Below are 24,198 nucleotides of genomic sequence, written 5' to 3' on the forward strand. Positions count from 1 at the left end.
GATCAGTCCTGGGAAAAGCTGGAGGCAGTGAGGCCGCCGTTCTCGGCAGCTTCAAGAAGGATATGCCGCAAGGCGGTCGGTGAAGCGAGCCGGATTGCGGCGAGGCTTTCCCGGTCGGCGCCGATCCGGATCGAGAGGCCGCCCATGGCGTTGACAGCCTCGAAGCCGTCCTCGTCGGTGATGTCGTCGCCAATGAAGACGGGGCGCCGCCCCGCATAAGCCGGCGTCGCCATCAGCCAGGCGATGGCGTTGCCCTTGCTCGCCCCGGCCGGAACCAGCTCCGCCACGGACTTGCCTTCCTGCAGGCGCACGCCCGGTCCGAGCTTGGCCGCGGCCTTGCGCATCAGATCGAGCGCCTCGTCCTTCAGTTCCGGCGCGAGCCGCCAATGCAGCGCAGCCGAGATGCGCTTGTCTTCGACGATGATGCCGACATGGCTGTTGGCGAACCGGACGAGGTCGCGCACGGCCTCGCGCATATTCTCCGGGACATCGGATTGGGAGCGGATCTCGTCGCCCTGCCTTATCTGCGCCCCGTGCAGGCCGGCGATGTCGAACCGATACGGCGTGAGCATCTCGTCGAGGAAGGCGATGGGGCGCCCGGAGACGAGCGCGAGCGCGCCGCCGAGCTGCTGGCGCAAGGCTTCGAGCGCCGGAGCAACGCGCCGATCGAGCTGAACGTCCTCCGGCGACGGCGCGATTTCGACGAGCGTTCCGTCGAAGTCCAAAAACAGAGCGATCTGCTGCGCCCCCGCATCGATATCGCGGGTGCCGGGAACAGTTTCCGTTTCGATCAATATCGTCATCGTTCTCTATCTGGACAGGGAAGACGGCAGAAGAACGGCTGCCTTCGCTGGCAATCCTTTCGCTCTGCGCCGTGCGGGCCCACGGCGCGGAAAAAACGTCCTTGGGGTTGCCTCGCTCTACTCATCGCCTGATAGTGGCGACCACGATTTCACCGCAGGGCTGCCCCCGCTTCGCCATGCGGCCAGCTCTGCACCCCGGAAACATTACGCCTTTGCGGGCGTTCTGTTCCTGCCGCCGATGGCGAAAATCGGGCGGCCCCCCTGGAGAAATTCGTCGCTATGCGCCTGATCGTCGTTTCGAACCGCGTCACCATCCCTGATCGTCACGAAAAGGCAACGGCAGGCGGGCTCGCGGTGGCGTTGCGCGAGGCTCTCGAGCAGCGCGGAGGGCTGTGGTTCGGCTGGAGCGGCAACATCAGCGAAACGGCTACGAACGAGATCAAGCAGATCCAGCGCGGCAACGTGACCTACGCCGTGACCGATCTCAGCGAGGCCGAGCGGCAGAGCTATTATCTCGGCTTCTCGAACCGGGCCCTCTGGCCCCTGATGCACTACCGGCTCGGGCTGACGGATTTCCGGCGCAGCGACTACATGGGGTATCTCGGCGTCAACCGCCGCTTCGGCAAGGCGCTGGCGGCCATGATCCAGCCCGACGACATCATCTGGATCCACGACTATCACCTGATCCCGCTGGCCGCCGAACTGCGCCGGCGCGGCGTCAACAATCGGATCGGCTATTTCCATCACATCCCCTGGCCGTCGGCCGACGTGATCGGGGCCTTGCCGTTCAGCGCGACGCTGATCCGCACGCTTGCCGCCTACGATCTGGTCGGCATGCAGACGGAGGTCGATGCCCGCAACCTGATCGGCGGGCTGGTGTCGTTGTGCGGCGGCCGCACCGACGGGCAGCGCGTCCGGCTCGGCACACGCGAAACTGCGGTACAAGCGTTCCCGATCGGCATCGATGTCGAATCGTTTCGCCGCCTCGCCGCCGCCTCGACGCGGCAGGCGCCGACGCCGCTGCGCGCCACGCGGGAATCGCTCGGCGAGCGCAAGCTCGTCGTCGGCGTCGACCGGCTCGACTATTCGAAGGGCATCGTGCAGCGCCTCGAAGCCTTCGGCGATTTCATGCGCAGCCATCCCGAGCATCGCGGCAGGGTCAGCCTGTTGCAGATCGCGCCGCCTTCGCGCAGCGACGTGCCCGAATATGCCGAGCTCGACCGACTTTCGGACGAGGTCGCGGGCCGTTTGAACGCGCAGCTCGGCGAGTTCGACTGGACGCCGATCCGCGTCGTCAAGAAGGCCTATTCGCGCAGTGCGCTCGCCGGTTTCTATCGCCGCGCTCAGGTCGGGCTGGTCACGCCGATGCGCGACGGCATGAATCTCGTGGCGAAGGAGTATATCGCGGCGCAGGATCCAGCCGATCCAGGCGTGCTCGTTCTCTCGCGCTTCGCCGGCGCCGCTCATCAGATGCGCGAGGCGCTGATCGTCAACCCCTACGACACCCATGAGGTGGCGGAAGCGATCCGCACGGCCCTCGCCATGCCGAAATCGGAGCGCATACGCCGTTTCGAGGCGCTCTACGCGACGATCGCCGCCACGGATATCGACTGGTGGACGCAGCGCTATCTGGCCGTATTGGCGGGAGACGGCAACGTGCCGATTGAGGAAGCCGAGCCCAGGAAAGCGAAGACGGGCGTGCGGCGGGGCGTGCGCGGCGACGCGGCCATTGTCCAGCGGCCGCCGCAAGTGGCCAAGGGGCGCAAGGTCTCGGCAGCATCACGGCGGAAAGGAACGGCGGCCGCCGCTCCTCATCTGGCGCTGGTGCAGTCATGAGACCTTTGCCCAACCATCGCAAAAGCGGTCGAAATCTTGGGGTGATGTTTCACAGCCTGCTCGCGGCTCTTGCCGAATAAGGTCTTTGGTCGCTAGAAGGCAGCAGGACCGGGTTGGGCGACTCAGGTCTGGACAGGCATCGTATCGTCGATGGCTGAGGAGGCGGGCGGAGGGCTGAGATCGATGCGAGGTGCTCTCGGAGGACCGGGCGTTCTGTTGCGCCGCCTCCGCGAGGTCATGGCGGCATCGATCAGCCCGCAGGAGCGGCTCGACAGGCTCGTCGTCCTGATCGCCGGCAATCTCGTCGCGGAAGTCTGCTCAGTCTATGTCCTGCGTGAGGACGGCTCGCTCGAGCTCTACGCCACCGAAGGCCTCAATCGCGAAGCCGTTCACCTCACCACCATGCGCGCCGGCGAGGGCCTCGTCGGCCTGATCGCGAGCGAGGCGGAGCCGCTGGCGCTCTCGGACGCGCAGGCGCATCCCTCCTTCTCCTACCGGCCGGAGACGGGCGAAGAGGTCTATCGCTCTTTCCTCGGCGTGCCGATCCTGCGCGGCGGCGCCGTCATGGGCGTGCTCGTCATCCAGAACCGGGCCACGCGGATCTACTCGGAAGAGGAGATCGAGACCCTCCAGACCACCGCCATGCTGATGGCGGAGATGATCGCGGCCGGCGGGCTGAAGTCCCTGGCCGCGCCCGGTGCCTCCATCGGCCTCGACCGGCCGATCCATGGCGTCGGCGTCGCGCTGGCCGATGGCGTCGGCCTCGGCCATGCCGTCCTGCACGAGCCGCGCGTCGCCATCACCAACCTCATCGCGGAGAATCCTGCCGCCGAGATCGGGCGCCTGGAAGCCGCGATCGGCGAGATGCGCGCCTCGATCGACGAGCTGGTGGAGCGCGGCGACGTTGCCCATACCGGCGAGCACCGCGACGTGCTCGAGACCTTCCGCATGTTCGCTCACGACCAGGGCTGGCTGCGCCGCATGCGCGAGGTCGTGGTGACCGGCCTGACCGCCGAGGCCGCCGTCGAGCGCGTCCAATCCGACACCCGCGCCAAGATGCTGCGCCAGACCGATCCCTATCTGCGGGAGCGGCTGCATGATCTCGACGACCTCGCCAACCGGTTGCTGCGCACCCTCGTCGGCAAGGCGAACGGTGTCGCGCGCGAGAATCTGCCGGAAAATGCCATTCTCGTCGCCCGTTCGATGGGGCCAGCCGCGCTGCTCGACTATGATCGGTCGCATCTGCGCGGCCTCGTGCTGGAGGAGGGTGGCCCGACCAGCCATATCGCGATCGTCGCGCGGGCGCTCGGCATTCCTGCGGTCGGCGAGGTCGTGAACGCCACCGCCCTCGTCCAGGTGGGCGATGCGATCATCGTCGACGGCCAGGCCGGCGAGGTGCAGATCCGTCCCCAGCCGGACGTCGAGAACGCCTACAAGGACAAGGCCCGGCTGCGCGCCCGCAAGCAGAAGCAGTACGAGAAGCTGAAGCAGCTGCCGTCCGCCACCAGGGATGGCATCGAGATCACGCTGCAGATCAATGCCGGCCTGATCGTCGACATGCCGAACATCGAGGCGACCGCCGCCTCCGGTATCGGCCTTTTCCGCACCGAGCTGCAGTTCATGGTGGCGCAGCACATGCCGACCACCGCCGAGCAGCAGGCCCTCTACGCCGCGGTGCTGAACGCGGCGGGGGAACTGCCCGTGACCTTCCGCACGCTCGACATCGGCGGCGACAAGGTGCTGCCCTATATGGAGCGCGTCGAGGAGGAGAACCCGGCGCTGGGCTGGCGGGCGATCCGCATCGGCCTCGACAAGCCGCGGCTGCTACGCGCACAGCTCCGCGCGATGCTGCGCGCCGGCGCCGGGCGCGATCTCAAGATCATGCTGCCGATGGTGGCGACGACGGACGAGTTTCGCCGCGCCCGCATGATCATCCGCCGCGAGCAGGCGATGCTGGAGAAGCAGGGCGTTGCCCCGCCGCGCGACCTGCGCGTCGGCGTGATGGTCGAGGTTCCCTCGCTGTTGTTCGAGTTGCCGGAGATCGCGCGCGAGGCCGATTTCCTGTCGATCGGCACCAACGACCTCATGCAGTTCCTGTTTGCGGCCGATCGCGAGAACAAGCGCGTCGCTGATCGTTTCGATCCGCTCGGCGTCGGAGCGCTGAGGGCTCTGCGGCGGATCGTCGAAGCCGCTTCGGAAACCGGCTGCCCGGTGACCGTCTGCGGCGAGATGGGCGGCAAGCCGCTCGAGACCATGGCCCTGATAGGGCTGGGCTATCGCGGCTTCTCGATGTCGGCCGCGTCGATCGGCCCGGTCAAGGCGATGCTGCGCGTGCTCGATGTCGGCAAGCTGCGCGAGCGCATGGACTGGATGCTCGCTTCGCCCGAGGGCGCCACCAGCCTGCGCCCGCATCTCGCCGCCTTCGCTGCCGAGTTCAAGGTCCCGGTCTAGCGACGCTTGTTCTCGCTCCGCGGCCTTTTCCCCATCGTTTCAAGAGTTCTCCATGTCCCTTCAGCTTCCCCAGGATCGTCTCGACGGCATCGTGGCGCGCCATGCCGCTGCGACCGAGGAGATCAATCACGCGAGCGATCCCGTGCGGACCGTCGAACTCGCCAAGGAACTCTCCGAGCTCGATCCGGTCGTCGCGGCGATCGCCGCCTGGCGGCAGGCTCAGCTCTCGCTCGACGAAGCGGAGTCCCTGATCGCCGACCCCGCCACCGACGCCGAGTTCCGCGATCTAGCCTATGAGGAGCGCGACGCCGCCCGAGTCGAAATCGAGGCGCGCGCCCGCGAAATCCTGATCGCGCTGCTGCCGAAGGACGCCGCCGACGAGCGCGGCGTCATCCTCGAGATCCGCGCCGGCACGGGTGGGGACGAAGCCTCGCTCTTTGCGGGTGATCTGCTGCGCATGTACCAGCGCTACGCCGCCCAGAAGGGCTGGAGCGTCGATGTGCTGTCCGAGAGCGAAGGTACGGTCGGCGGTTACAAGGAAGTCATCGCCGAGATCAACGGCCGCGGCGTCTATGCCCGCCTCAAATTCGAATCCGGCGTCCATCGCGTCCAGCGCGTGCCGGACACCGAAACGAGCGGGCGCATCCATACCTCGGCTGCGACGGTGGCGACCCTGCCGCTCGCGAGCGAAGTCGATGTCACGCTCGACGACGCCGATATCCGCATCGACACGCTGCGTTCGGGCGGTGCCGGCGGCCAGCACGTCAACAAGACGGAATCGGCGGTACGCCTGACTCACATCCCGACCAACACCGTCGTGCTGGTCCAGGACGAGCGCTCGCAGCACAAGAACAAGGCAAGGGCCTATGAGTTGCTGCGCGCGAAGCTCTTCGACATGGAGCGCATGCGGATCGATGCCGAGCGGTCGGCGGACCGGCGCTCGCAGGTCGGCTCGGGCGATCGCTCGGAACGCATCCGGACCTATAATTTCCCGCAGGGGCGGGTCACCGACCATCGCATCAACCTGACGCTCTACAAGCTCGACGAGATGATGCAGGGTCTTGTTCTCGACGAGGTCGTCGATGCGCTGACCGCCGAGCATCAGGCAAGGCTGCTGGCGGAAGAAGGGTCGTCGTGAAAGCGTGGCGATGAAACCAAATCACCCTGCCGGCGTTGATGTCGTATTGACACCAGCAAAGGGGGGACCCTCCCATGATCAAGACGATTTCGACAGTCGCGATGGCCGGCATGATGGCGCTCGCGATGAGCGGCGCCTCGCAGGCTCAGGAAAAGACCTTTCAGAAGATGACCTCCGGCCAGCCGGCAGCGATACAGGGTGCTATGACCCAGTCGCAGGCACGCAAGGCTTGCCAGATGGAGATGAAGGGTGCCCGCGAAAGCAAGGCTTCCATCAACACCAAGATGAAGCTGTGCGTCGACCAGAAGATGCAGGGCAACAGCTAATAGGCGATTCGGATCCGGCGCGCGGTTCGCCCGCCGGCATCGATTGGTCAGGGGAGGGCGCCGTGCCGACCGTAAGGGAGGCGCGGCGTCTTCTTGTGCAACGTCTCCTGCGAGCCGGCTCGGCGACGCCGGGACTGGACGCTCGTCTTCTCGTCGAAGGCAGCCTTGCCACCGAGAACCCCGATCCCGACATGCTCCTGCCGGTTGAGGCACTTGCGCGGCTGGATGGCTTCGCAAGCCGGCGCCTCGCAGGCGAGCCGGTCTGGCGGATTCTCGGCGAGCGCGAATTCTGGGGCCTGCCGTTCCGACTCTCGCCCGCGACGCTGGAGCCGCGGCCCGATAGCGAAACAATCGTCGAAGCGACTTTGAAGCAGCTGGTCGACCGCCGCCACGAACCCCTGTCGCTTCTCGACCTTGGCACCGGCACGGGCTGCCTCCTCATTGCGCTCCTGAGCGAGTTGCCGCGTGCGACAGGGCTCGGCGTCGATCTGTCGGAGGAGGCCGCGCTTACGGCCGCCGGCAATGCGGCCCTCAATGGCATGGCGGAGCGTGCGACGTTCAGGCAAGGCGACTGGACGGAGGGTCTGGCCGGTCGCTTCGATGTGATTCTTTCCAATCCGCCCTATATCCCGTCGGCCGAGATCGCCACCTTGTCCGTCGAGGTGCGCGAGCACGACCCGCTTCTGGCGCTCGACGGCGGAAGTGACGGTCTGAAGCCCTATCGAATCTTCGCCCGGACCTTGCCTGCGTTGCTTGCGCCGGGCGGCATCATCGTCTTCGAGATCGGGGCCGGGCAGGGCACGGACGTCGTCGCTCTGATGCGCGAAGGCGGGCTCGAATTCCTGGGCAGCAGGAGCGATCTCGGTGGGCATGAAAGGGCGCTGATCTTCACGGTCGCTTGAGAATGCACAGGCTTTTGGTCGATTTCGCTTGGAGAGGCCGCCAAAAGCAGCTATGCAGCATTCAGCCGAAGCTGGTGGCGTCAGAGCCGAGCCTCTGGGCAGTTCCCGATCGTACAGGATTTGCTCGAACTCGGCATCGTTTGCAGGCGTCTTCCTGGAACGATGTAGCTGACAAGCCGGATGGAGCCCCGAAGGCGTTGTGGCGCCGATCGGCTCATGGGGTTAAGGCCCCTTTTTTGGAAAAGAGCGCGTGAAGACCAGAAACGGCGTATCGCCCCTTCGGGTCAACTCAAGCCGACGCAGCGTCGCAACCCGCTGTGTGTCGCAACGCGCATGACGGCACCACGGTTGCTTTGAGCAAAGAGCGCGAGACAGACGCGAATGAGACCAGGTCAGAACCGGCGTATGCGCGGCCGTAACAATAATAGTGGCAACAACAATAACGGTAACCGCAAATCTCCAAATCCACTGCAGCGTAGCTATGAGTCGAACGGTCCGGACGTAAAGGTCCGGGGCACGGCACAGCATGTCGCAGAGAAATATCTGCAGCTTGCGCGTGACGCCCAGTCTTCGGGCGATACGGTCGCGGCCGAAGGCTATTTCCAGCACGCCGAGCATTATTATCGCATCCTGCTCGCCGCGCAGGAGCAGATGGCCCAGCAGTTCGGCCATTCGTTCCCGCCGAACCGCGCCTTCAACGAGGATGCGGAAGAGGGCGACGAGGAAGGCGACGATGACGGCCAGTCCTTCCAGCCAGGCGCGTTCCAGCCCGGCAGCGGGCCGCAGCCTGATTTCCGCGCGCCGAACGGGCATAACGGCCAGAATGGCTACAACGGCCACAGCCAGCGTGTCGAAGGCGAGGCCGGTGACGGTCAGCAGCAGGGCGGCCAGCGTTTCGACCGGCCGAACCGCCGCGAGCGCTTCAATAACAACGACCGCAACAACACCAACACCAACAACAATAACGACCGTCGCTTCGATCGTCAGGATCGTGGCGAGCGCCGCTTCGATCGCAATGCCGAAGCGGGGCAGGGTGGTGTTCCCGGCGGTTACGCGCCACGTCCCGATGCGCCGCGTTCCGATATCCCTGTCGGTGGCGACGCTCCGGCCGAGGCTGCTCCCGAGCAGATCCAGAGCGAACGGCGCCCCGAGCGTCCCCAGCGCGAGCGCCGTCCGCGTCGCGAGCGTGAGGTCGAGAGCGATGCGGGCGATGACGTCGCCGCCGCGCTGCCGTCCTTCTTGACCAACCCCGTGCGCGTCCCGGCGCCGGAGCCGGTCGAGACTGCGCCGGCCGAGCCGGTTGCCGCTCCGTCGGATCCCGCGAGTGAGGTTGCGGGGGAGGCGGCGCCCAAGCGCACGCGTCGCCGCCGTTCGCCGCGCGAGGTCATGGATGCACTCGGTTCCGAGACGGATGGTTCGGCCGAGTAAGCCGGAACGACTGATCGATACGTTTGGAAAGGGGCCCGCGAGGGCCCTTTTCTGTTGGGCTCTTGCTCAGGCGATGCCGAGTTCGGCCGGCACTTGTGCCGGCGCCAGCACGTCGCCTTCCTGCAGCGTCCCGCCGGCGACGATGCGGCAGTAGATGCCGCAATCGACATGGCCGTAATTCTTCATCAGCGCCTTCGGGATCTGCATGTCGCGCGCGCCGGTTTCGGGGTCGACATTGGTGGCGGCGCAGCGTTCGATCCGCTTGATCACATGCAGTTGCAGGCCGCCCGGGCCGGAGAGGTCGCGGCCGACGAGATCGTTCTCGGCCCAGGGCGCGAGCCCGCTCACCATCAGGTTGCCGCGAAAGCGCAGAGGATCGACGGGCCGGCCGAGGCGCTGTTCGAGATCGGCAACGCTGGCGAGGTTGATGATCGAGACGAAGCCCGAACGGGAATCCGTGAAGCGGTAGGTCGGTGGGGCCGTCAGCAGCTTCGGCTCTCCGCGCAGCTCGTCTGGCATGAAGCCCTCGAAGAAACGGGTGATGGCCGTGTGGCCGGCCTCGCTTCCCGTCGCGGCACGCAGGACCTCCTCGCCATCCTGACTGATGACGAGATCGGCGCTCGCGTCGTCATAGCGGCTGCGCAGCCGGGCGAGCGACTCGTTGCGCATCAGCATGAGGTACTTGATCTTCGGCTGGTGCACCGGTTCGGCAGGATCGAAGCCCGACACGCCGTTCTCGATGGCGAACAGTCGGTCGCCGGGGAAATACCCCTCCGTCGGCAGCTCGGCGCGCTGGAGCCGTTCCGGCGAGAGCCCCTTCACGGGGTAGCGATAGAGCGTTTCGATGCGCATGGTCGAACTCGGCAAGACAGGGTGGCGGACAATAGCCTCGGCGGCCGGTCCTGACAGATCAATTCTTGTATCCGTTTCGATCAATCCGGCTCGTCCTCTGCGTCGCTGACCGAGCGCTGGCAGCCCCAGCCGGCAAGCGCTGCATCGGTCTCGTCGGCGACGAAGAAGCGGGCGGCGTCGCGATCGTAGCCTTCGGCCAGCAGGCGCTCGTAGTCGGTATGGACGTGGCGGACATGGCTGCCGAGCGCGAGCCAGAGCGCGGTGGAAGGAGGCAGGCCCTTCATGTGCCGCCGTTCCGCCAGCGTGACCACCGCTTCGGCGTCGGACAACGGGATGCCGGGCGCCAGCGCCCTCAACGCCCGACGAATCGCCTGCTGTCGCTTGGTCCCGGCCATGCCCGATCTGTGCCTGCCGCATGCGCCAGGTCAATTGTGCGGAGGCCCTCTTCCGTTGCGCCAATGTCACACTATCTTGGAGGGCGAAGGGCGGCCCATCGCGGCGCCCTATCCTGATGAAAGGCAGCAGGTTCGCGTCGCCACGGGGCGCAGCCTGCGGGCGGAGTGATCTGAATGAATATCGAGAAATATACCGACAGGGCGAAAGGCTTCCTGCAGGCGGCCCAGACCATCGCGTTGCGCGAGGGGCACCAGCAGTTCACGCCCGAGCATTTGCTGAAGGCGCTGCTCGACGACAACGAAGGCATGGCGGCGGGTCTGATCGACCGGGCCGGCGGTCAGGCGCGCGTCGCGCTGCAACTCGTCGACCAGGCGCTGGCGAAGCTGCCGAAGGTCTCGGGCGGCTCCGGCGGACTCAACCTGACGCCAGGCCTCGCCCGCGTCTTCGACACCGCCGAGAAGGCGGCAGAGAAAGCCGGCGACAGCTTCGTCACGGTCGAGCGGCTCTTGCTTGCTCTTGCGATCGAGAAGGACACCGAGGCCGGCAAGGCGCTCTCCAAGGCCGGCGTCACGCCGCAGGCGCTTAACGCCGCAATCGAGGCGATCCGCAAGGGCCGTACCGCCGATTCCGCGTCGGCCGAGCAGGCCTATGATGCGCTGAAGAAATTCGCGCGTGACCTGACCGCAGCGGCCCGCGACGGCAAGCTCGACCCGGTCATCGGCCGCGACGAGGAGATTCGCCGCACCATCCAGGTTCTCTCGCGCCGGACCAAGAACAACCCGGTCTTGATCGGCGAGCCCGGCGTCGGCAAGACCGCCATCGCCGAGGGCCTCGCGCTGCGCATCGTCAATGGCGACGTGCCCGAGAGCCTGAAGGACAAGGAACTGCTCGCGCTCGACATGGGCTCGCTGATCGCCGGCGCGAAATATCGCGGCGAGTTCGAGGAGCGGCTGAAGGCCGTGCTGACCGAGGTCTCCTCCTCGGATGGCGGCGTCATCCTGTTCATCGACGAGATGCACACCCTCGTCGGCGCCGGTAAGACCGACGGCGCGATGGATGCGTCGAACCTGCTGAAGCCGGCGCTGGCGCGCGGCGACCTGCATTGCGTCGGCGCGACCACGCTCGACGAGTACCGCAAATACGTCGAGAAGGACGCCGCATTGGCGCGGCGCTTCCAGCCCGTCTTCGTCGACGAGCCGACGGTCGAGGACACCATCTCGATCCTGCGCGGCCTGAAGGAGAAGTACGAGCAGCACCATCGCGTCCGCATCACCGACTCGGCGCTGGTCTCGGCCGCGACGCTGTCGAACCGCTACATCACCGACCGCTTCCTGCCGGACAAGGCGATCGACCTTGTCGACGAGGCCTCGGCCCGGCTGCGCATGCAGGTCGATTCCAAGCCCGAGGAGCTGGATTCGATCGACCGCGAGATCGTCCGGCTCAAGATCGAGCAGGAGGCGCTGAAGAAGGAAAGCGACGCGGGCTCGAAAGAGCGGCTGAAGCGGCTCGAATCCGAGCTGGCCGATCTGGAGACGCGCTCCGACACGATCACCACCAAGTGGAAGGCCGAGAAGGACAAGCTCGGCAAGGCCGCGGAGATCAAGACGAAGCTCGACAATGCCCGCAACGAGCTCGCCCAGGCCCAGCGCAAGGGTGAGTACCAGCGCGCCGGCGAGCTCGCCTATGGCGAGATCCCCGGGCTCGAAAAGCAGCTCGCGGAGGTCGAGGCGAAGGGCGACGATGCCGGCATGGTCGAGGAGGCCGTAACGCCGGACCATGTTGCGCAGGTCGTCAGTCGCTGGACCGGTGTGCCGGTCGACCGCATGCTCGAAGGCGAGAAGGAGAAGCTGCTGCGCATGGAGGAGGTTCTGGCCTCCCGCGTCGTCGGCCAGCGCGAGGCGGTGGAAGCGGTCTCGACCGCCGTCCGCAGGGCGCGTGCCGGCCTGCAGGATCCTAACCGCCCGATCGGTTCCTTCATGTTCCTCGGCCCCACCGGCGTCGGCAAGACCGAGCTGACCAAGGCGCTGGCTTCGTTCCTGTTCGACGACGACACGGCGCTCGTGCGCATCGACATGTCCGAATACATGGAGAAGCACTCGGTCGCCCGGCTGATCGGCGCGCCTCCCGGCTATGTCGGCTATGAGGAGGGCGGGGCGTTGACCGAGGCGGTGCGCCGCCGGCCCTATCAGGTCGTGCTCTTCGACGAGGTCGAGAAGGCGCATCCGGACGTGTTCAACGTCCTGTTGCAGGTCCTCGACGACGGGCGCCTGACCGACGGGCAGGGTCGCACGGTCGATTTCCGCAACGTGCTGATCATCATGACCTCGAACCTCGGTTCGGAGTATCTGGTGAACCAGCCCGAGGGGCAGGACAGCGACGCGGTTCGCGACGAGGTCATGGGCGTGGTCCGCCATGCTTTCCGACCGGAGTTCCTGAACCGGATCGACGACATCATCCTGTTCCACCGCCTGCGGCGGCAGGACATGGGCGCGATCGTCGATATCCAGATGGCGCGCCTCGCGAAGCTTCTGACCGATCGGAAGATCACGCTCGAGCTCTCCAAGGAAGCGCGCGAGTGGCTGGCGGAGAAGGGCTACGACCCGGCCTATGGCGCGCGTCCGCTTAAGCGCGTGATCCAGAAGTCGGTACAGGACCCGCTGGCGGAAGCGATCCTCGCCGGCGACATCGTGGACGGCGAGACGGTCCCCGTCACCGTCGGCCCGGGCTCGCTGATGCTGGGTTCCGTTCCCGGCGTGAAGGAGAAGCGGCCGGCGGGTGTGGCGTTGAACTGAGGATCACGGCGCCGGGGCGGACACGCTTCGGCGTATCCCGCTCCCTCGTCGGGATCGCGGCTGTGAGCGCCGCCGGCTCGGAGCTTGGCGGCGGCGGCCCTTCTCTGCTAACGCCTTGCGGCGGCTTTGAGCGCGAAGAGGAGAGTTCTTGCTGCGGGAAACCTTGAAACGGCTGGAAATGCGGGTGCGTACGCGCCTGCCGGCTCCGGTGCGCCGTGCCTATCGCGTCGCGCGAAGCCTCGGTGATGTGCCGTGCTCGGGGCCGTTGCCGGACGCACTGCTCGCCGATTGTCGTTTCTGTGCCTCGCGCGAGGCGATGCTCGATCTTTTGCCGAAGGGAGGGCGGATCGCCGAGCTCGGCACCTATCGCGGCGATTTCGCCCGCGATATCCTGGCCCGCAGCAACCCGGCCGAGCTGCACCTCATCGACATCGATGATTCCTGGTTCGATCCGCGAAGCCTGGCCGGGCCCGAGGTCATCCGCCATCTGGGCTTGACCCACGAGGTGATCGCGACCTTTCCGGACGGGCATTTCGATTTCATCTACATCGACGCCGACCATTCCTACGAAGGCTGCCACCGCGATGCGCTCGCCGCGGCACCCAAGGTCAAGCCGGGCGGCTATCTGGCCTTCAACGACTTCGCCCATATCGACCCGTGGCTCGGCCGATACGGCGTCCACCGGGCGGCGACCGATTTCGCCCGCGCGGCGAACTGGCCCATGGCCTTCTTCGCCTTCCAGCCGGCCGGGCTGTACGATGTCGCGTTCCGGCGTCCGTCTCAGGCTTGACGGGAGCGCTTCAGCAGGAACACCGCCTGCGCGCCGAACAGGTTCCAGAACCACCAGGGCGCGTTGACGCCGACCTTGCCGCCGGCGGCATCGAGCGCCACGGCGCGCTCCTTCTTGGCGCCGATCACGTCGCAGAGCGTAACGAAATCGCGGATCGTGCAGAAATGGATGTTGGGCGTGTCCCACCACGTATAGGGCAGGGCGTCCGTCACCGGCATCCGCCCCTGGAAGAACACCTGGCTGCGCATTCGCCAATGCCCGAAATTCGGGAAGGAGATGATAGCGTGCCGGCCGATCCGCAGCATTTGCTCCAGCACTAGCCGCGGATTGCGCGTCGCCTGGATCGTCTGGGAGAGGATGACGTAGTCGAAGCTGTCGTCCGGGTAGTCGGCGAGGTCGGTGTCGGCATCGCCCTGGATCACCGAGAGTCCGCGCGTCACGCAATCGGCCACGCCCTCACGCGAGAGCTCGATGCCGCGCGCATCGACGTTGCGGGTCTCGGCCAGCAGAGCGAGCAGCGCGCCATCGCCGCAGCCGACATCGAGCACGCGTGTGCATGGCTGCACCATCTCGGCGACGAGCTTAAGGTCGATTCGGTTGGTCTGGGTGTCGGGGAGGGTCATCCGGACAGGCTTTCTTGCGCGCGGGATCCGCCCCCGTCATTCCGGGGCGCCCCGCCGGGGCGAGCCCGGAACCCAGAACCGCGGTTTCCGGTCATCAAGCCGCCTGCCGGCCGACGCCCTCTGAATGAACGGCATCGGTTCTGGGTTCCGGGCTCATCGCTGCGCGATGCCCCGGAATGACGGAGTTTCCGCATCCTCACAGTCCGCGTGCCCGTGCCGCCGCGCCGATGAAGCCGCGTGTCGTCGCGAAAAGATTGGGCTCTTCCAGCAGGAAGGCGTCGTGCCCCTTGTCGCTTTCCAGTTCGACGAAGGAGACCGAGGCGCCGGCCGCATTGAGCGCATGAACGATCGCGCGCGAGTCGGCAGTGGGGAACAGCCAGTCCGACGTGAAGGACGCCACACAGAAACGTGTCTTCGTGCCCGTGAAGGCGCGCGCCAGCACGCCGTCATGGTCGTCGGCGAGGTCGAAATAATCCATCGCCCTCGTGACGTAGAGATAGGAGTTGGCGTCGAAGCGCTCGACGAAGCTTAAGCCCTGATGGCGCAGATAGCTCTCCACCTGGAAGTCCGCGTCGAAGGAGAAGGTCGGCGCCTCCCGGTCCTGCAGCTTGCGGCCGAACTTGCGGTGTAGCGCCTGCTCCGAGAGATAGGTGATGTGCGCGCCCATCCGCGCCACCGAGAGGCCTTTGGAGGGTCGCGTGCCCTCTTCGAGATAGCGCCCCCGCCGCCAGTCGGGATCGGCCATCACCGCCTGCCGGCCGACCTCGTGGAAGGCGATGTTCTGGGCCGAATGCTTGGCGCCGGTCGCCAGCGGCAGCGCCGAGAACACGCGGCTCGGATAGCTCGCCGCCCATTGCAGCACCTGCATGCCGCCCATCGAGCCGCCGGCGACGCAGAACAGCGTCTCGATGCCCAGCGAGTCGACCAGCGCGGCTTGCGCCCGCACCATGTCGCGAATGGTGACGACCGGGAAGGAGAGGCCCCAGGGCTGGCCGGTCTCTGGGTTCGTAGCGGCAGGCCCGGTCGTGCCGGTGCAGCCGCCGACGACATTGGCGCAGATCACGAAGAAACGGTCGGTGTCGATCGGCTTGCCCGGACCGATCATCGCTGTCCACCAGCCGCCCTTGCCGGTGATCGGATTGCGGCTCGCGACATACTGGTCGCCGGTCAGGGCGTGGCAGACCAGGACCGCGTTCGTTTTGTCGGCATTCAATTCGCCATAGGTCTGGTAGGCGATCTGCCACTGGTCGAGCACGACACCGCAATCCATCAGCAGCGGCGTGTCTGAACCGAAACGAGCGACCGGGCTCGAAGGCTCGTTGGCCTCCTTTTGCGGATCGGCCAGGCTGGGGGAGAGATCGCTCATTTCGTCCGCATCGACAGTCTGATTTGTCTTGCCGGTCCAGGCGTTCGGAAAATCGAACTCTAGCGATGCCGCGCCGGCGCGCCGCTGTCAACGCGGGACTGCGCAGCCGGCTTTGCCAAGGCCGCGCCGGGGCGCTAAGGAGCGTGGCCTTGCCGGAAAGCGCGTCCTTGCCCATGACCGAAGCCGCCCCCACGACCCTCGCCGACCTGCGCGCCGGGATCGACCGTATCGACAGCGAGATGCATGCGCTGCTGATGGAGCGCTCGCAGATCATCGAGACGCTGATCTCGGTCAAGAAGACCCAGGCTTCCGGCTCCGCCTTCCGCCCCGGCCGCGAGGCCGACATGATGAAGCGCCTCGCCTTGAGGCATAAGGGGTTGCTGCCGCTCGACACGGTCGAGAGTATCTGGCGCATCATCATCGCGACCTTCACCTATGTGCAGGCGAATTACTCCGTCCACGCCGATGTCTCCGGCGGCGATGCGGCGATGCGGGATTCCGCCCGCTTCCATTTCGGCTTCACCGTGCCCTTCGTCCCGCATGAGGATGCGCGTGCGGTCATCCGCACCGTGGCGGAGTCGGCCGGCGATCTCGGTATCTTCCGCATGGACCAGGGCGCCAGCGCCGGCATCTGGTGGCGCGACCTGATCGGGCCCGACCGCCCGAAGATCATCGCGCGTCTGCCCTTCATCGAGCGGCCGGACCATCCGGCTGGCACGCCAGTCTACTGCATCGCCAAGCCGCTGACCGATGTCGCCGTACGCGAGATCGTGCTCTACGCCGCCCGCGTCGAGCGCTGGTCGGAGGCGTTGCGCCATGGCCTCGCCGAACATCTGGCCGAGGTCTCGGCCTCGGCCGCCGATGGTTCGCATCTCTCGCTGCTGGTGGCCGCCTCCGGTGAGGTCGACCAAGCCGTGATCCGCAATGCGCTGGCGCCGGCCGGTCTCAGCGACTTCTCCGAGGTTGGCAGCCACGCCGCCCGCTTCGCCGTCAAATCCGCCCGCTGAGCGGGCTCGGTACTGCTTTCCGCTGCAAGGTCCATCACCATGACGAGCGCTTCCCGCCCCGTTCCCCGTCCCGGCGTCCTCGACATCGAGGCCTATGTTCCCGGCAAGTCGGCCGCGCCTGCCGGCGTGAAGCTGCACAAGCTTTCCTCCAATGAGACCCCGCTCGGCCCGAGCCCGAAGGCGATTGCCGCTTTTGAGGGCCTCGCCGCCAAGCTGGAGCTCTATCCCGACGGCACGTCGAGCAAGCTCAAGCAGGCGATCGCCGGCCGCTATGGCCTCGATCCCGCGCGGATCATCTGCGGCAACGGCTCGGATGAGCTGCTGGAGCTCGTCACCAAGGCCTATCTCGGCGCGGGCGACGAGGGCATCTACAGCCAGTACGGCTTTCTCGTCTATCGCATCGCCATCCTTGCCATGGGCGGCAAGCCGGTCGTCGTGCCCGAGAAGAACTACACGGCCGATGTCGACGGCATCCTGGCGGCGGTGACGCCGAAGACGAAGATCGTCTTCCTCGCCAACCCCAACAACCCGACCGGCACCTATCTGCCCTTCGACGAGGTCAAGCGCCTGCAGGCCGGCCTGCCGCCGCATGTCTTGCTCGTTCTCGACGCGGCCTATGCCGAATATGTCCGCCGCAACGACTACGCCTCCGGCATCGAGCTCGTCGCTGAGAGCGAGAATGTCGTGATGACCCGCACCTTCTCCAAGATCTACGGCCTCGCCAATCTCCGCATCGGCTGGATCTATGCGCCGGCCCATATCATCGACGCACTCGAGCGCATCCGCGGCCCCTTCAACGTCAACGGCGCCGCGATCGAGGCGGGAGCCGCCGCTGTCGCCGACGAGGCCCATGTCGCCGCCGCGCTCGAGCACAACGAGAAGTGGCTGGCCTGGACGACGGCCGAGCTGGAGAAGCTCGGCCTCACCGTCACCCCCTCGGTCGGCAATTTCGTCCTGGTCCATTTCACCAAGACGCCCGGCAAGACCGCAAAGGAGGCCGACGCCTTCTTGACCCAGCGCGGCCTCATCCTGCGCGCAGTCGGCGGCTATGGCCTGCCGGATGCGCTACGCATGACCATCGGCTCCGAGGAGGCGAACCGCCTCGTCGTCGCCGCGCTCGCCGATTTCCTCAAGGCTTGATCGAAATGGCGGAAAGCTTCGCGCCGCGTCGCTCCGAACCGGTCTTCGCCCGTCTCGCCATCATCGGCATCGGGCTGATCGGCTCCTCGATCGCGCGCGCGGCGAAGGAGCTGAACCTCGCCGGCACGATCGTGCTGGCCGATCGCGACGAGGCCGTCCGCAAGCGGGCGCGCGAGCTCGGCCTTGGCCATGCCGTCGCTGACACAGCGGCGGAGGCAGCCCGCGATGCCGACCACATCATCTTCTGCGTTCCCGTGGGCGCATGTGGCTCGGTGGCTGCCGAGATCGCATCCGAGCTGAAGCCGGGCGCGATCGTCTCCGATGTCGGGTCGGTCAAGGGCTCGGTCGTCGACGCCGTGCTGCCGCATCTGCCGGAAGGCGTCTCCTTCGTCCCCGCCCATCCTGTCGCGGGCACGGAGAATTCCGGCCCCGATGCCGGCTTCCCCAGCCTCTTCCTCAATCGCTGGTGCATCCTGACGCCGCCCGAGGGAACCGACCCCGCGGCAATCGCCAGAACGCGCCAGTTCTGGGAGGGGATGGGCGCGCTCGTGGAGGTGATGAGCGCCCAGCATCATGATCTGGTGCTCGCCGTCACTAGCCACCTGCCGCATCTGATCGCCTACAACATCGTCGGAACGGCCGAGGATCTGGAGGCGGTGACGCAATCCGAGGTGATCAAGTTCTCGGCCGGCGGCTTCCGTGATTTCACCCGCATCGCCGCTTCTGACCCGACGATGTGGCGCGACGTTTTTCTGCACAACAAAGAGGCGGTGTTGGAGATGCTCGGCCGCTTCAACGAGGATCTGGCGCTGCTGACCCGCGCGATCCGCTACGGCGACGGCGAGACGCTGCACAAGCATTTCACCCGCACCCGCGCCATCCGCCGCGGCATCGTCGCGCTCGGCCAGGAGAAGCCGGAGACGGAGAAGCTGCGCAAGGACTGAAAAAGACCGCCGATGCCTGCGCGGGAGTGCCGGTCACGGCTTGCCAAGCACCCCGCTGGCTGGTACAGCGCCACCCGTTGCCGCAATAGCTCAGCTGGTAGAGCACCTCATTCGTAATGAGGGGGTCGGGGGTTCGAATCCCTCTTGCGGCACCATTTACCCCTCCGAGACCGTGCAACAATGGCCGAACCATCCGATCAGATCGGATGTGATAACCGGTTCGCGCGCTTGGCTGTCCGGGCCGGTCCATTGGCCTCCAAACCCATCGTCGGTAGATTGCGTCGACCGCATGGCTCGGCAGAGAACCTTGCCTGGTTGGTTCATGAGCGTGGGATCCAGCCGCATATCCCGACCTTCGACAAAACGCGGCGCAGCGATGGCACCTTCAGGCGCTCCGAGTTTGCCTGCGGCCACGACCGCGATCTCCACACCTGCGCAAGGGGAGCTTCGGCAGTTCCGCCGCCCGTTCGGCGCGCCGCGCGACGGCGTCGATCGCGAAGGCCCGATGCGCTGCCAAGCGTCCGCCCTGTCCCTAAGGTCAATTGTCGCCCGGATTGATCGCTGCTCTGATCACGCGCTGAATGGCCCCTTTATTGGGGCGCTGCCGGCGGCAGTTCCTCCCAAAGAAATCCTCGCCGGCGGCGACGCTTGGCCCTGCTGGCATTTGGAGGTGCCGTGTCGGCTTAGCTTCCGTCTCGATCCATTCGCTCCGGTTTCCCGCCGGCCCACCTCGGCGGCGACCATCTGGACCGCCTCGCTCGTGAGATACTGAAAACGATTGATTGACCAGGCGGCGGCCGCGGAGTCGGTCAGCCCATTGAAGCGGGAGCAGGCCTATGTGGATTCTGATGTATGTCTTCTCTTACTCGGTCAATCCTGCGGCTTCCAACGACAGGGCGGAATGGAGGTTGATGCCGACTGTCGTATTTCAGGAATTCTCGAGCGAAGATCGATGCAAAGTGGCCAAGTCAAAGCTGGAAGAAAGCTTGAAAGAAGCAGGCACCAAACTGAAGAGCGGCTTGGAAGACCTGAGAAGCATCGGCAAGGGCGGCCCCGGCGAAATCATCATCGCCTATAATGTCGACTGCCTTCCCAAGTAGCGTGGGTTCAGCAGCTCGCCGCCCAGCGGATTCCCCCGGATGCGGTGGGCCTCATGACGACGCTCGGGCTGGCGGCCTTCGTGGGGCTCACCGGAATCCAGGCGGGACCCAGTTTCGTTTCGGCGCTGCGTGAAGCGGGGATAGGTCTGCTGCGCTTCGCCCCGCAGCCTGCCGGCCAATATCGTTTTGACTTGGGGTAACGCGCGTTGACGAAAAAGATCAGCAACTTCGACGGGATGAGAATTTCTGAGACGACAGTTGGGTGGCACATGATCGAAATCGAACTGCGACGCGACGATGGAATTGCCATTCTGTCGCCCCATGGACCGCTCGGACAATCCGATTTTGAGAGACTATCGGAGGAGATCGACCCGTATATCGCAGCCAATGGCCGACTTACCGGGCTGATGCTGCTCGCGAAGGCTTTCCCGGGTTGGGAAAGCTTCGGCGCATTGGTATCGCACCTTCGTTTCGTAAAGGATCACCACCGCAAGATTGCTCGAATCGCCATAGTAACAGACAGCGAGTTCCTTCAAATCATGCCGCATATAGCGAAGCACTTCGTAGCGGCAGAAATTCGGCAATTCCCGTCTGGCGAAAAAGCGCAGGCCTTGGTGTGGTTGGCGGCCGGCTAGATAAAGCGGTCCCGCAGCGCCATCGTTTGTCGCCTGACCTTTCGTCAATCTCACACGATCAGGAACTCAGATCAAGACTCATCAAAGTAAACACGCTATAACGAGACGTTAAGGATTTCATCGAGGTGCCGCGCGGATCAGGTCCGTCAGCCGCGCGACAGCGATCTGGTGACGGGCTTTGTAAAGGTGAAGCTATGATCAAGCTGCTTCCCATACATGTCGCCGCCTTAATCGGCCTTGGTTGTTTTGCCCTCACATCGAGTGACGCCGAAGCCCAATACAGACGTGGTATCGGGGTAGGTTATTACGGAGGTTACCGAGGCGGTTATTATGGAGGTTATCGAGGCGGGTACTACGGCGGATACCGTGGCGGTTACTATGGCGGCCGGGCCGTCGCAGCCGGGATCGGATTCGTGGCGGGGGCGCTCGCAACAGCGCCTGCCTATGGTTATGGCTACGCAACACAGCCCACCTACGGCTACTATGGCAATGGCGGCTACGGCACCACCTCCTACCGCACAATCTATAGCGGCAGCGAATACTGCCAACCCGCAACCGTCACCGGCTACCCGCAAGCCGTCTACTACAACACCTCGGCCCCCACCTATTATGGAGGTGGCGGCTACTATGGCCGCGGCTACTACGGCCGAGGCTACTACGGCCGAGGCTATTATGGCCGGCCGGTCGTTCGGCACTACGCCTATCAGAATCGGCGTGCCGCCATCGGTCGCGCCGCATATTACAATAACCGACCAGTTGTCGGGCATTACGGTCGGCGCTGGTAAATCTCCCATCCGTGCAGGGCTGCTCGGCACGCTCGCAGCCGATACCATCGGCGGAGCAGCAGCGGCATTGTTTCGGGAGATGGAGCGCGGGTCGTCTGCACCACGCATGTGAGCGCTGTAGCAGTTCGATCCCGATCTTGAGCCACTGCTTCCGCCCGTCTTTTCGCGAGCCGCCGATCGAGCAGCCTTTTTGACTTTGGCTCTGACGTTGATGCGCTGGGCGGAAGGCGAGGGCATGTGCCGATAGGAAAAACGGGGCTGACGGGACCACTCCTCGGAAGCCGCCTTGGGCCTAATCCCATCGCCAGGCACCGTCCTTCAAATGCCTTGGATGGACCCGCTCACCTCCTGACCCGGCCGCGCAGCGCAGGTCTGCTTTTGGGCGGCGTTCCAAGTGCCGCTTATGACGCAGTGCTACCTTCAAGCAGCCGGCCGATCCGGCAGCTGACTTCGACGGGGAACAAAGGCGAGCCTGCCGTTAGTAAACCTGATCAGGTTGCCAATCTGAGCGCCGGCGCAAAGGCGTCTTGCCTTGCCGCTATTATGTCGATAAGTCTCGACATATGGAAAATGAATACGTGATCCTTTCGCTGGCCGCCCTGGCGCAGGGCACCCGCCTCGATGTTTTTCGCCTGTTGGTAACGGCCGAGCCTGAGGGCCTGCCTGCCGGCGAGGTCGCCCGACGCCTGAATGTCCCGCACAACACGATGTCGTCGCATCTCGGCATTCTCAGCCGAGCGGGGCTTATCCGTTCAGAGCGCTTCAGCCGCTCCGTCGTCTACCGGGCCAACCTCGACGGTCTGCGTTCCGTCGTCGCGTTCCTCCTCAAGGATTGCTGCGGCGGCCGCGCGGAGATCTGCGCGCCACTACTGGCCGAACTCAGCCCTTGCTGTCCTACAAAGGTCACAACCGATGCCTGACCGCGTTCACAACGTGCTCTTTCTCTGCACTCACAACTCCGCGCGCTCGATCATGGCGGAAGCTCTGCTCAATCATCTTGGCGAGAGTCGCTTTCGCGCCTTTTCCGCCGGTAGTGAAGGTGGTCCCGGTCCGAAGCCGTTGGCGCTCAAGGCACTCGAGGCCGAGGGCATCGGGACCATGGGCCTGTCTTCGAAGACCTGGGACGTGTTTGCGGCGGCTGACGCACCGGTCATGGATATGGTCATCACGGTTTGCGACCAGGCGGCCGGCGAAACCTGCCCTTTCTGGCCGGGGCAGCCGATCACCGCACACTGGGGCATCGAAGACCCCTGCATGTCGAAGGCACCGAGATCGAGCGCGAGCGCGCCTTCGTGACGGCGTTGCGCTACCTGCGCAATCGCATCAATGTGCTTCTCGCGCTGCCTGTTGCCAGCCTCGACGCGATGGCGTTGGCACAGCGCATTCGGCAGATCGGCGCGCTGGAAGGCGCCAGCAACCGCGCAAACGGCGCCTGAGGCCACATGTCTACTTTCGAACGCTACCTCACGGTGTGGGTCACACTGTGCATCGTCGTCGGCATCGCGCTCGGGCATGTCATGCCCGGCTTGTTTCATGCGATCGGTGCGGCCGAGATCGCCAGGGTCAACCTGCCGGTGGCCGTGCTCATCTGGTTGATGGTCATTCCCATGCTGCTGAAGATCGACTTCGCGGCACTTGGACAGGTTGGCAGGCATTGGCGCGGGATCGGCGTCACGCTCTTCATCAACTGGGCGGTGAAGCCGTTCTCGATGGCTGCGCTGGGCTGGCTCTTCATCGCCTGGCTGTTCCGGCCCTGGCTGCCGGCCGACCAGATCAACAGCTATATTGCCGGGCTCATCATCCTGGCGGCGGCGCCTTGCACCGCCATGGTCTTCGTCTGGTCGAATCTGACGAAAGGCGAGCCGCATTTCACGCTCAGCCAGGTCGCGCTCAATGACGCGATCATGGTCGTCGCCTTCGCCCCGATCGTCGGACTGCTGCTCGGCCTGTCGGCGATCACGGTGCCGTGGGGCACGCTCATTCTCTCCGTCATCCTCTACATCGTGATCCCGGTGATGGTTGCACAAGTCGTCCGCAGCCGTGTTCTGGCGGGCGGCGGACAGGCGGCGCTGGATCGCCTGCTCGGCCGGCTTGGCCCGGCCTCCCTGGTGGCGCTGCTCGCCACCCTCGTCTTGCTCTTCGGTTTTCAGGGCGAGCAGATCCTGGCGCAGCCGATGGTGATCGCGCTCCTGGCGGTGCCGATCCTGATCCAGGTCTATTTCAATGCCGGTCTCGCCTACCTGCTGAACCGGGTTGCCGGCGAGCAGCACTGCGTCGCCGGTCCATCGGCGCTGATCGGCGCGTCGAACTTCTTTGAGCTGGCGGTCGCTGCCGCGATCAGTCTCTTTGGCTTCAACTCCGGCGCGGCGCTCGCCACCGTCGTCGGCGTGCTGATCGAGGTCCCCGCCATGCTCACCGTGGTCTGGATCGTGAACGGGTCGAAAGGCTGGTACGAGCGCGGAAGCAGAGTTCGAAAGGCGCAGGCCGCCGAATGATTCGACAATTGTCGAAATATGGCTTGACGGCTTCTCACGATCGGCGCAGTCTACTTCCATGAAAGTCGAAGAAGCAGCAAAGCAGCTTGAGGCGCTCGGCAATCCGACCCGCCTTGAACTCTACCGGGTCCTCGTCCGTGCCGGCCATGGCGGCCTGCCGGTCAACCAGGTGCAGGAGCGTTTGGGCATTCCCGCCTCGACCCTCTCGCACCATCTTCAGCGCCTCGTGCACAACGGATTGGTCTCACAGGAGCGGCAGGCCACGACATTGATCTGCCGAGCCGAATACCCTGCAATGACCGCCTTGCTGGGCTTCCTCGCGGACGAATGCTGCGCCGATGAAGCCTGCTTGCCATCCGATCGGGCCGCGTGAGCGGCTTTCTATTTGC

23 protein-coding genes, 1 tRNA gene and 1 pseudogene are annotated in these 24,198 nt (G+C 65.4%); 20 read left to right on the forward strand and 5 right to left on the reverse strand.

Annotated features, from left to right (window positions below):
* Nucleotides 1–2 precede the first annotated feature (2 nt).
* The gene (gene otsB, locus NWE53_RS25280; RefSeq protein WP_265052050.1) at nucleotides 3–803 is read right to left on the reverse strand and encodes a trehalose-phosphatase; all 801 of its coding nucleotides are present in this window, start codon (nucleotides 801–803) and stop codon (nucleotides 3–5) included.
* 279 nt (nucleotides 804–1,082) lie between these two features.
* Between otsB and otsA the strand changes: the two genes are divergently transcribed.
* The 6 genes from otsA to NWE53_RS25310 all read left to right on the forward strand — a co-directional run bounded on the left by otsA (nucleotide 1,083) and on the right by NWE53_RS25310 (nucleotide 8,884).
* Nucleotides 1,083–2,639, forward strand: a complete 1,557-nt coding sequence (gene otsA / locus NWE53_RS25285) for an alpha,alpha-trehalose-phosphate synthase (UDP-forming) (RefSeq protein ID WP_265052051.1) — start codon at nucleotides 1,083–1,085, stop codon at nucleotides 2,637–2,639.
* Nucleotides 2,640–2,822: 183 nt separating this feature from the next.
* A complete protein-coding gene (gene ptsP / locus NWE53_RS25290) occupies nucleotides 2,823–5,090 on the forward strand; it encodes a phosphoenolpyruvate--protein phosphotransferase (protein WP_265052052.1) in 2,268 nt (755 codons plus the stop codon).
* A 52-nt stretch (nucleotides 5,091–5,142) separates the two neighbouring features.
* Entirely contained in the window at nucleotides 5,143–6,228 is a 1,086-nt protein-coding gene (gene prfA / locus NWE53_RS25295; protein WP_265052053.1) for a peptide chain release factor 1, read from the forward strand.
* Between the two features lie 74 nt (nucleotides 6,229–6,302).
* The gene (locus tag NWE53_RS25300; RefSeq protein WP_265052054.1) at nucleotides 6,303–6,554 is read left to right on the forward strand and encodes a hypothetical protein; all 252 of its coding nucleotides are present in this window, start codon (nucleotides 6,303–6,305) and stop codon (nucleotides 6,552–6,554) included.
* A 62-nt stretch (nucleotides 6,555–6,616) separates the two neighbouring features.
* Nucleotides 6,617–7,456: a peptide chain release factor N(5)-glutamine methyltransferase gene (gene prmC / locus NWE53_RS25305; protein ID WP_265052055.1), complete on the forward strand. Its 840-nt coding sequence runs from the start codon at nucleotides 6,617–6,619 to the stop codon at nucleotides 7,454–7,456.
* A gap of 405 nt (nucleotides 7,457–7,861) precedes the next feature.
* Complete coding sequence (locus NWE53_RS25310) at nucleotides 7,862–8,884, forward strand: DUF4167 domain-containing protein (RefSeq protein WP_265052056.1); 1,023 nt, start codon at nucleotides 7,862–7,864, stop codon at nucleotides 8,882–8,884.
* Between the two features lie 66 nt (nucleotides 8,885–8,950).
* On the opposite strand, the gene NWE53_RS25315 is transcribed toward NWE53_RS25310, so the two are convergent.
* Both NWE53_RS25315 and NWE53_RS25320 read right to left on the reverse strand, forming a co-directional pair.
* Nucleotides 8,951–9,736 carry an MOSC domain-containing protein gene (locus NWE53_RS25315; RefSeq protein ID WP_265052057.1) on the reverse strand — a complete coding sequence of 262 codons (786 nt, stop codon included), beginning with the start codon at nucleotides 9,734–9,736 and terminating at the stop codon, nucleotides 8,951–8,953.
* A gap of 80 nt (nucleotides 9,737–9,816) precedes the next feature.
* Nucleotides 9,817–10,131, reverse strand: a complete 315-nt coding sequence (locus NWE53_RS25320; protein ID WP_265052058.1) for a DUF2293 domain-containing protein — start codon at nucleotides 10,129–10,131, stop codon at nucleotides 9,817–9,819.
* 174 nt (nucleotides 10,132–10,305) lie between these two features.
* Between NWE53_RS25320 and clpB the strand changes: the two genes are divergently transcribed.
* Both clpB and NWE53_RS25330 read left to right on the forward strand, forming a co-directional pair.
* Complete coding sequence (gene clpB, locus NWE53_RS25325) at nucleotides 10,306–12,924, forward strand: ATP-dependent chaperone ClpB (protein WP_265052059.1); 2,619 nt, start codon at nucleotides 10,306–10,308, stop codon at nucleotides 12,922–12,924.
* A 184-nt stretch (nucleotides 12,925–13,108) separates the two neighbouring features.
* On the forward strand, nucleotides 13,109–13,714 hold the full coding sequence (locus NWE53_RS25330; RefSeq protein ID WP_265052060.1) for a class I SAM-dependent methyltransferase: 606 nt from the start codon (nucleotides 13,109–13,111) through the stop codon (nucleotides 13,712–13,714).
* Here the strand turns inward: NWE53_RS25330 and metW are convergent.
* Together metW and metX are read right to left on the reverse strand one after the other, a co-directional pair.
* On the reverse strand, nucleotides 13,705–14,337 hold the full coding sequence (gene metW, locus NWE53_RS25335) for a methionine biosynthesis protein MetW (RefSeq protein WP_265052061.1): 633 nt from the start codon (nucleotides 14,335–14,337) through the stop codon (nucleotides 13,705–13,707). The genes NWE53_RS25330 and metW overlap by 10 nt on opposite strands.
* Nucleotides 14,338–14,533: 196 nt before the next feature.
* Nucleotides 14,534–15,703 (reverse strand): homoserine O-acetyltransferase MetX, encoded by a 1,170-nt coding sequence (gene metX, locus NWE53_RS25340; RefSeq protein WP_265052062.1) that lies wholly within the window; start codon nucleotides 15,701–15,703, stop codon nucleotides 14,534–14,536.
* A gap of 173 nt (nucleotides 15,704–15,876) precedes the next feature.
* Here metX and NWE53_RS25345 point away from each other — a divergent pair, with 173 nt between their 5' ends.
* From NWE53_RS25345 to NWE53_RS25400, 12 genes and pseudogenes are all read left to right on the forward strand, one after another.
* Entirely contained in the window at nucleotides 15,877–16,710 is an 834-nt protein-coding gene (locus NWE53_RS25345; protein ID WP_265052063.1) for a chorismate mutase, read from the forward strand.
* Nucleotides 16,711–16,749: 39 nt separating this feature from the next.
* Nucleotides 16,750–17,850: a histidinol-phosphate transaminase gene (gene hisC / locus NWE53_RS25350; RefSeq protein ID WP_265052064.1), complete on the forward strand. Its 1,101-nt coding sequence runs from the start codon at nucleotides 16,750–16,752 to the stop codon at nucleotides 17,848–17,850.
* Nucleotides 17,851–17,855: 5 nt separating this feature from the next.
* Nucleotides 17,856–18,794 (forward strand): prephenate/arogenate dehydrogenase family protein, encoded by a 939-nt coding sequence (locus NWE53_RS25355; RefSeq protein ID WP_265052065.1) that lies wholly within the window; start codon nucleotides 17,856–17,858, stop codon nucleotides 18,792–18,794.
* Nucleotides 18,795–18,873: 79 nt separating this feature from the next.
* Nucleotides 18,874–18,949, forward strand: a tRNA-Thr gene (locus NWE53_RS25360).
* Nucleotides 18,950–19,630: 681 nt separating this feature from the next.
* Entirely contained in the window at nucleotides 19,631–19,894 is a 264-nt protein-coding gene (locus NWE53_RS25365) for a hypothetical protein (protein WP_265052066.1), read from the forward strand.
* 29 nt (nucleotides 19,895–19,923) lie between these two features.
* On the forward strand, nucleotides 19,924–20,094 hold the full coding sequence (locus NWE53_RS25370) for an aspartate-alanine antiporter-like transporter (RefSeq protein ID WP_265055021.1): 171 nt from the start codon (nucleotides 19,924–19,926) through the stop codon (nucleotides 20,092–20,094).
* 6 nt (nucleotides 20,095–20,100) lie between these two features.
* Nucleotides 20,101–20,529, forward strand: coding sequence for an STAS/SEC14 domain-containing protein (locus NWE53_RS25375; RefSeq protein ID WP_265052067.1), 429 nt, complete (start codon nucleotides 20,101–20,103; stop codon nucleotides 20,527–20,529).
* Nucleotides 20,530–20,723: 194 nt separating this feature from the next.
* Nucleotides 20,724–21,314, forward strand: coding sequence for a hypothetical protein (locus NWE53_RS25380; protein ID WP_265052068.1), 591 nt, complete (start codon nucleotides 20,724–20,726; stop codon nucleotides 21,312–21,314).
* Nucleotides 21,315–21,877: 563 nt separating this feature from the next.
* Nucleotides 21,878–22,234: an ArsR/SmtB family transcription factor gene (locus tag NWE53_RS25385; RefSeq protein ID WP_265055022.1), complete on the forward strand. Its 357-nt coding sequence runs from the start codon at nucleotides 21,878–21,880 to the stop codon at nucleotides 22,232–22,234.
* A pseudogene (locus NWE53_RS25390) lies at nucleotides 22,227–22,750 on the forward strand (arsenate reductase ArsC). Before NWE53_RS25385 ends, NWE53_RS25390 begins: the two are co-directional and overlap by 8 nt.
* A 6-nt stretch (nucleotides 22,751–22,756) precedes the next feature.
* Nucleotides 22,757–23,809, forward strand: a complete 1,053-nt coding sequence (gene arsB / locus NWE53_RS25395) for an ACR3 family arsenite efflux transporter (protein ID WP_265052069.1) — start codon at nucleotides 22,757–22,759, stop codon at nucleotides 23,807–23,809.
* A gap of 58 nt (nucleotides 23,810–23,867) precedes the next feature.
* Nucleotides 23,868–24,182, forward strand: coding sequence for an ArsR/SmtB family transcription factor (locus NWE53_RS25400; protein ID WP_265052070.1), 315 nt, complete (start codon nucleotides 23,868–23,870; stop codon nucleotides 24,180–24,182).
* The last annotated feature ends 16 nt before the right edge of the window (nucleotides 24,183–24,198 follow it).

Source organism: Bosea sp. NBC_00550, from assembly GCF_026020075.1.
Classification (GTDB): Bacteria; Pseudomonadota; Alphaproteobacteria; order Rhizobiales; family Beijerinckiaceae; genus Allobosea.

Bases quoted from the DNA above. Each gene is read 5' to 3' on its own strand.
- clpB (WP_265052059.1), top strand. From the start codon at position 10,306: ATGAATATCGAGAAATATACCGACAGGGCGAAAGGCTTCCTGCAGGCG.
- NWE53_RS25385 (WP_265055022.1), top strand. From the start codon at position 21,878: ATGGAAAATGAATACGTGATCCTTTCGCTGGCCGCCCTGGCGCAGGGC.
- NWE53_RS25320 (WP_265052058.1), bottom strand. From the start codon at position 10,131: ATGGCCGGGACCAAGCGACAGCAGGCGATTCGTCGGGCGTTGAGGGCG.
- ptsP (WP_265052052.1), top strand. From the start codon at position 2,823: ATGCGAGGTGCTCTCGGAGGACCGGGCGTTCTGTTGCGCCGCCTCCGC.
- arsB (WP_265052069.1), top strand. From the start codon at position 22,757: ATGTCTACTTTCGAACGCTACCTCACGGTGTGGGTCACACTGTGCATC.
- metW (WP_265052061.1), bottom strand. From the start codon at position 14,337: ATGACCCTCCCCGACACCCAGACCAACCGAATCGACCTTAAGCTCGTC.
- hisC (WP_265052064.1), top strand. From the start codon at position 16,750: ATGACGAGCGCTTCCCGCCCCGTTCCCCGTCCCGGCGTCCTCGACATC.
- NWE53_RS25345 (WP_265052063.1), top strand. From the start codon at position 15,877: ATGACCGAAGCCGCCCCCACGACCCTCGCCGACCTGCGCGCCGGGATC.
- otsB (WP_265052050.1), bottom strand. From the start codon at position 803: ATGACGATATTGATCGAAACGGAAACTGTTCCCGGCACCCGCGATATC.
- NWE53_RS25365 (WP_265052066.1), top strand. From the start codon at position 19,631: ATGTGGATTCTGATGTATGTCTTCTCTTACTCGGTCAATCCTGCGGCT.
- NWE53_RS25315 (WP_265052057.1), bottom strand. From the start codon at position 9,736: ATGCGCATCGAAACGCTCTATCGCTACCCCGTGAAGGGGCTCTCGCCG.
- NWE53_RS25355 (WP_265052065.1), top strand. From the start codon at position 17,856: ATGGCGGAAAGCTTCGCGCCGCGTCGCTCCGAACCGGTCTTCGCCCGT.
- NWE53_RS25300 (WP_265052054.1), top strand. From the start codon at position 6,303: ATGATCAAGACGATTTCGACAGTCGCGATGGCCGGCATGATGGCGCTC.
- NWE53_RS25310 (WP_265052056.1), top strand. From the start codon at position 7,862: ATGCGCGGCCGTAACAATAATAGTGGCAACAACAATAACGGTAACCGC.
- NWE53_RS25400 (WP_265052070.1), top strand. From the start codon at position 23,868: ATGAAAGTCGAAGAAGCAGCAAAGCAGCTTGAGGCGCTCGGCAATCCG.
- NWE53_RS25380 (WP_265052068.1), top strand. From the start codon at position 20,724: ATGATCAAGCTGCTTCCCATACATGTCGCCGCCTTAATCGGCCTTGGT.
- metX (WP_265052062.1), bottom strand. From the start codon at position 15,703: ATGAGCGATCTCTCCCCCAGCCTGGCCGATCCGCAAAAGGAGGCCAAC.
- prfA (WP_265052053.1), top strand. From the start codon at position 5,143: ATGTCCCTTCAGCTTCCCCAGGATCGTCTCGACGGCATCGTGGCGCGC.
- otsA (WP_265052051.1), top strand. From the start codon at position 1,083: ATGCGCCTGATCGTCGTTTCGAACCGCGTCACCATCCCTGATCGTCAC.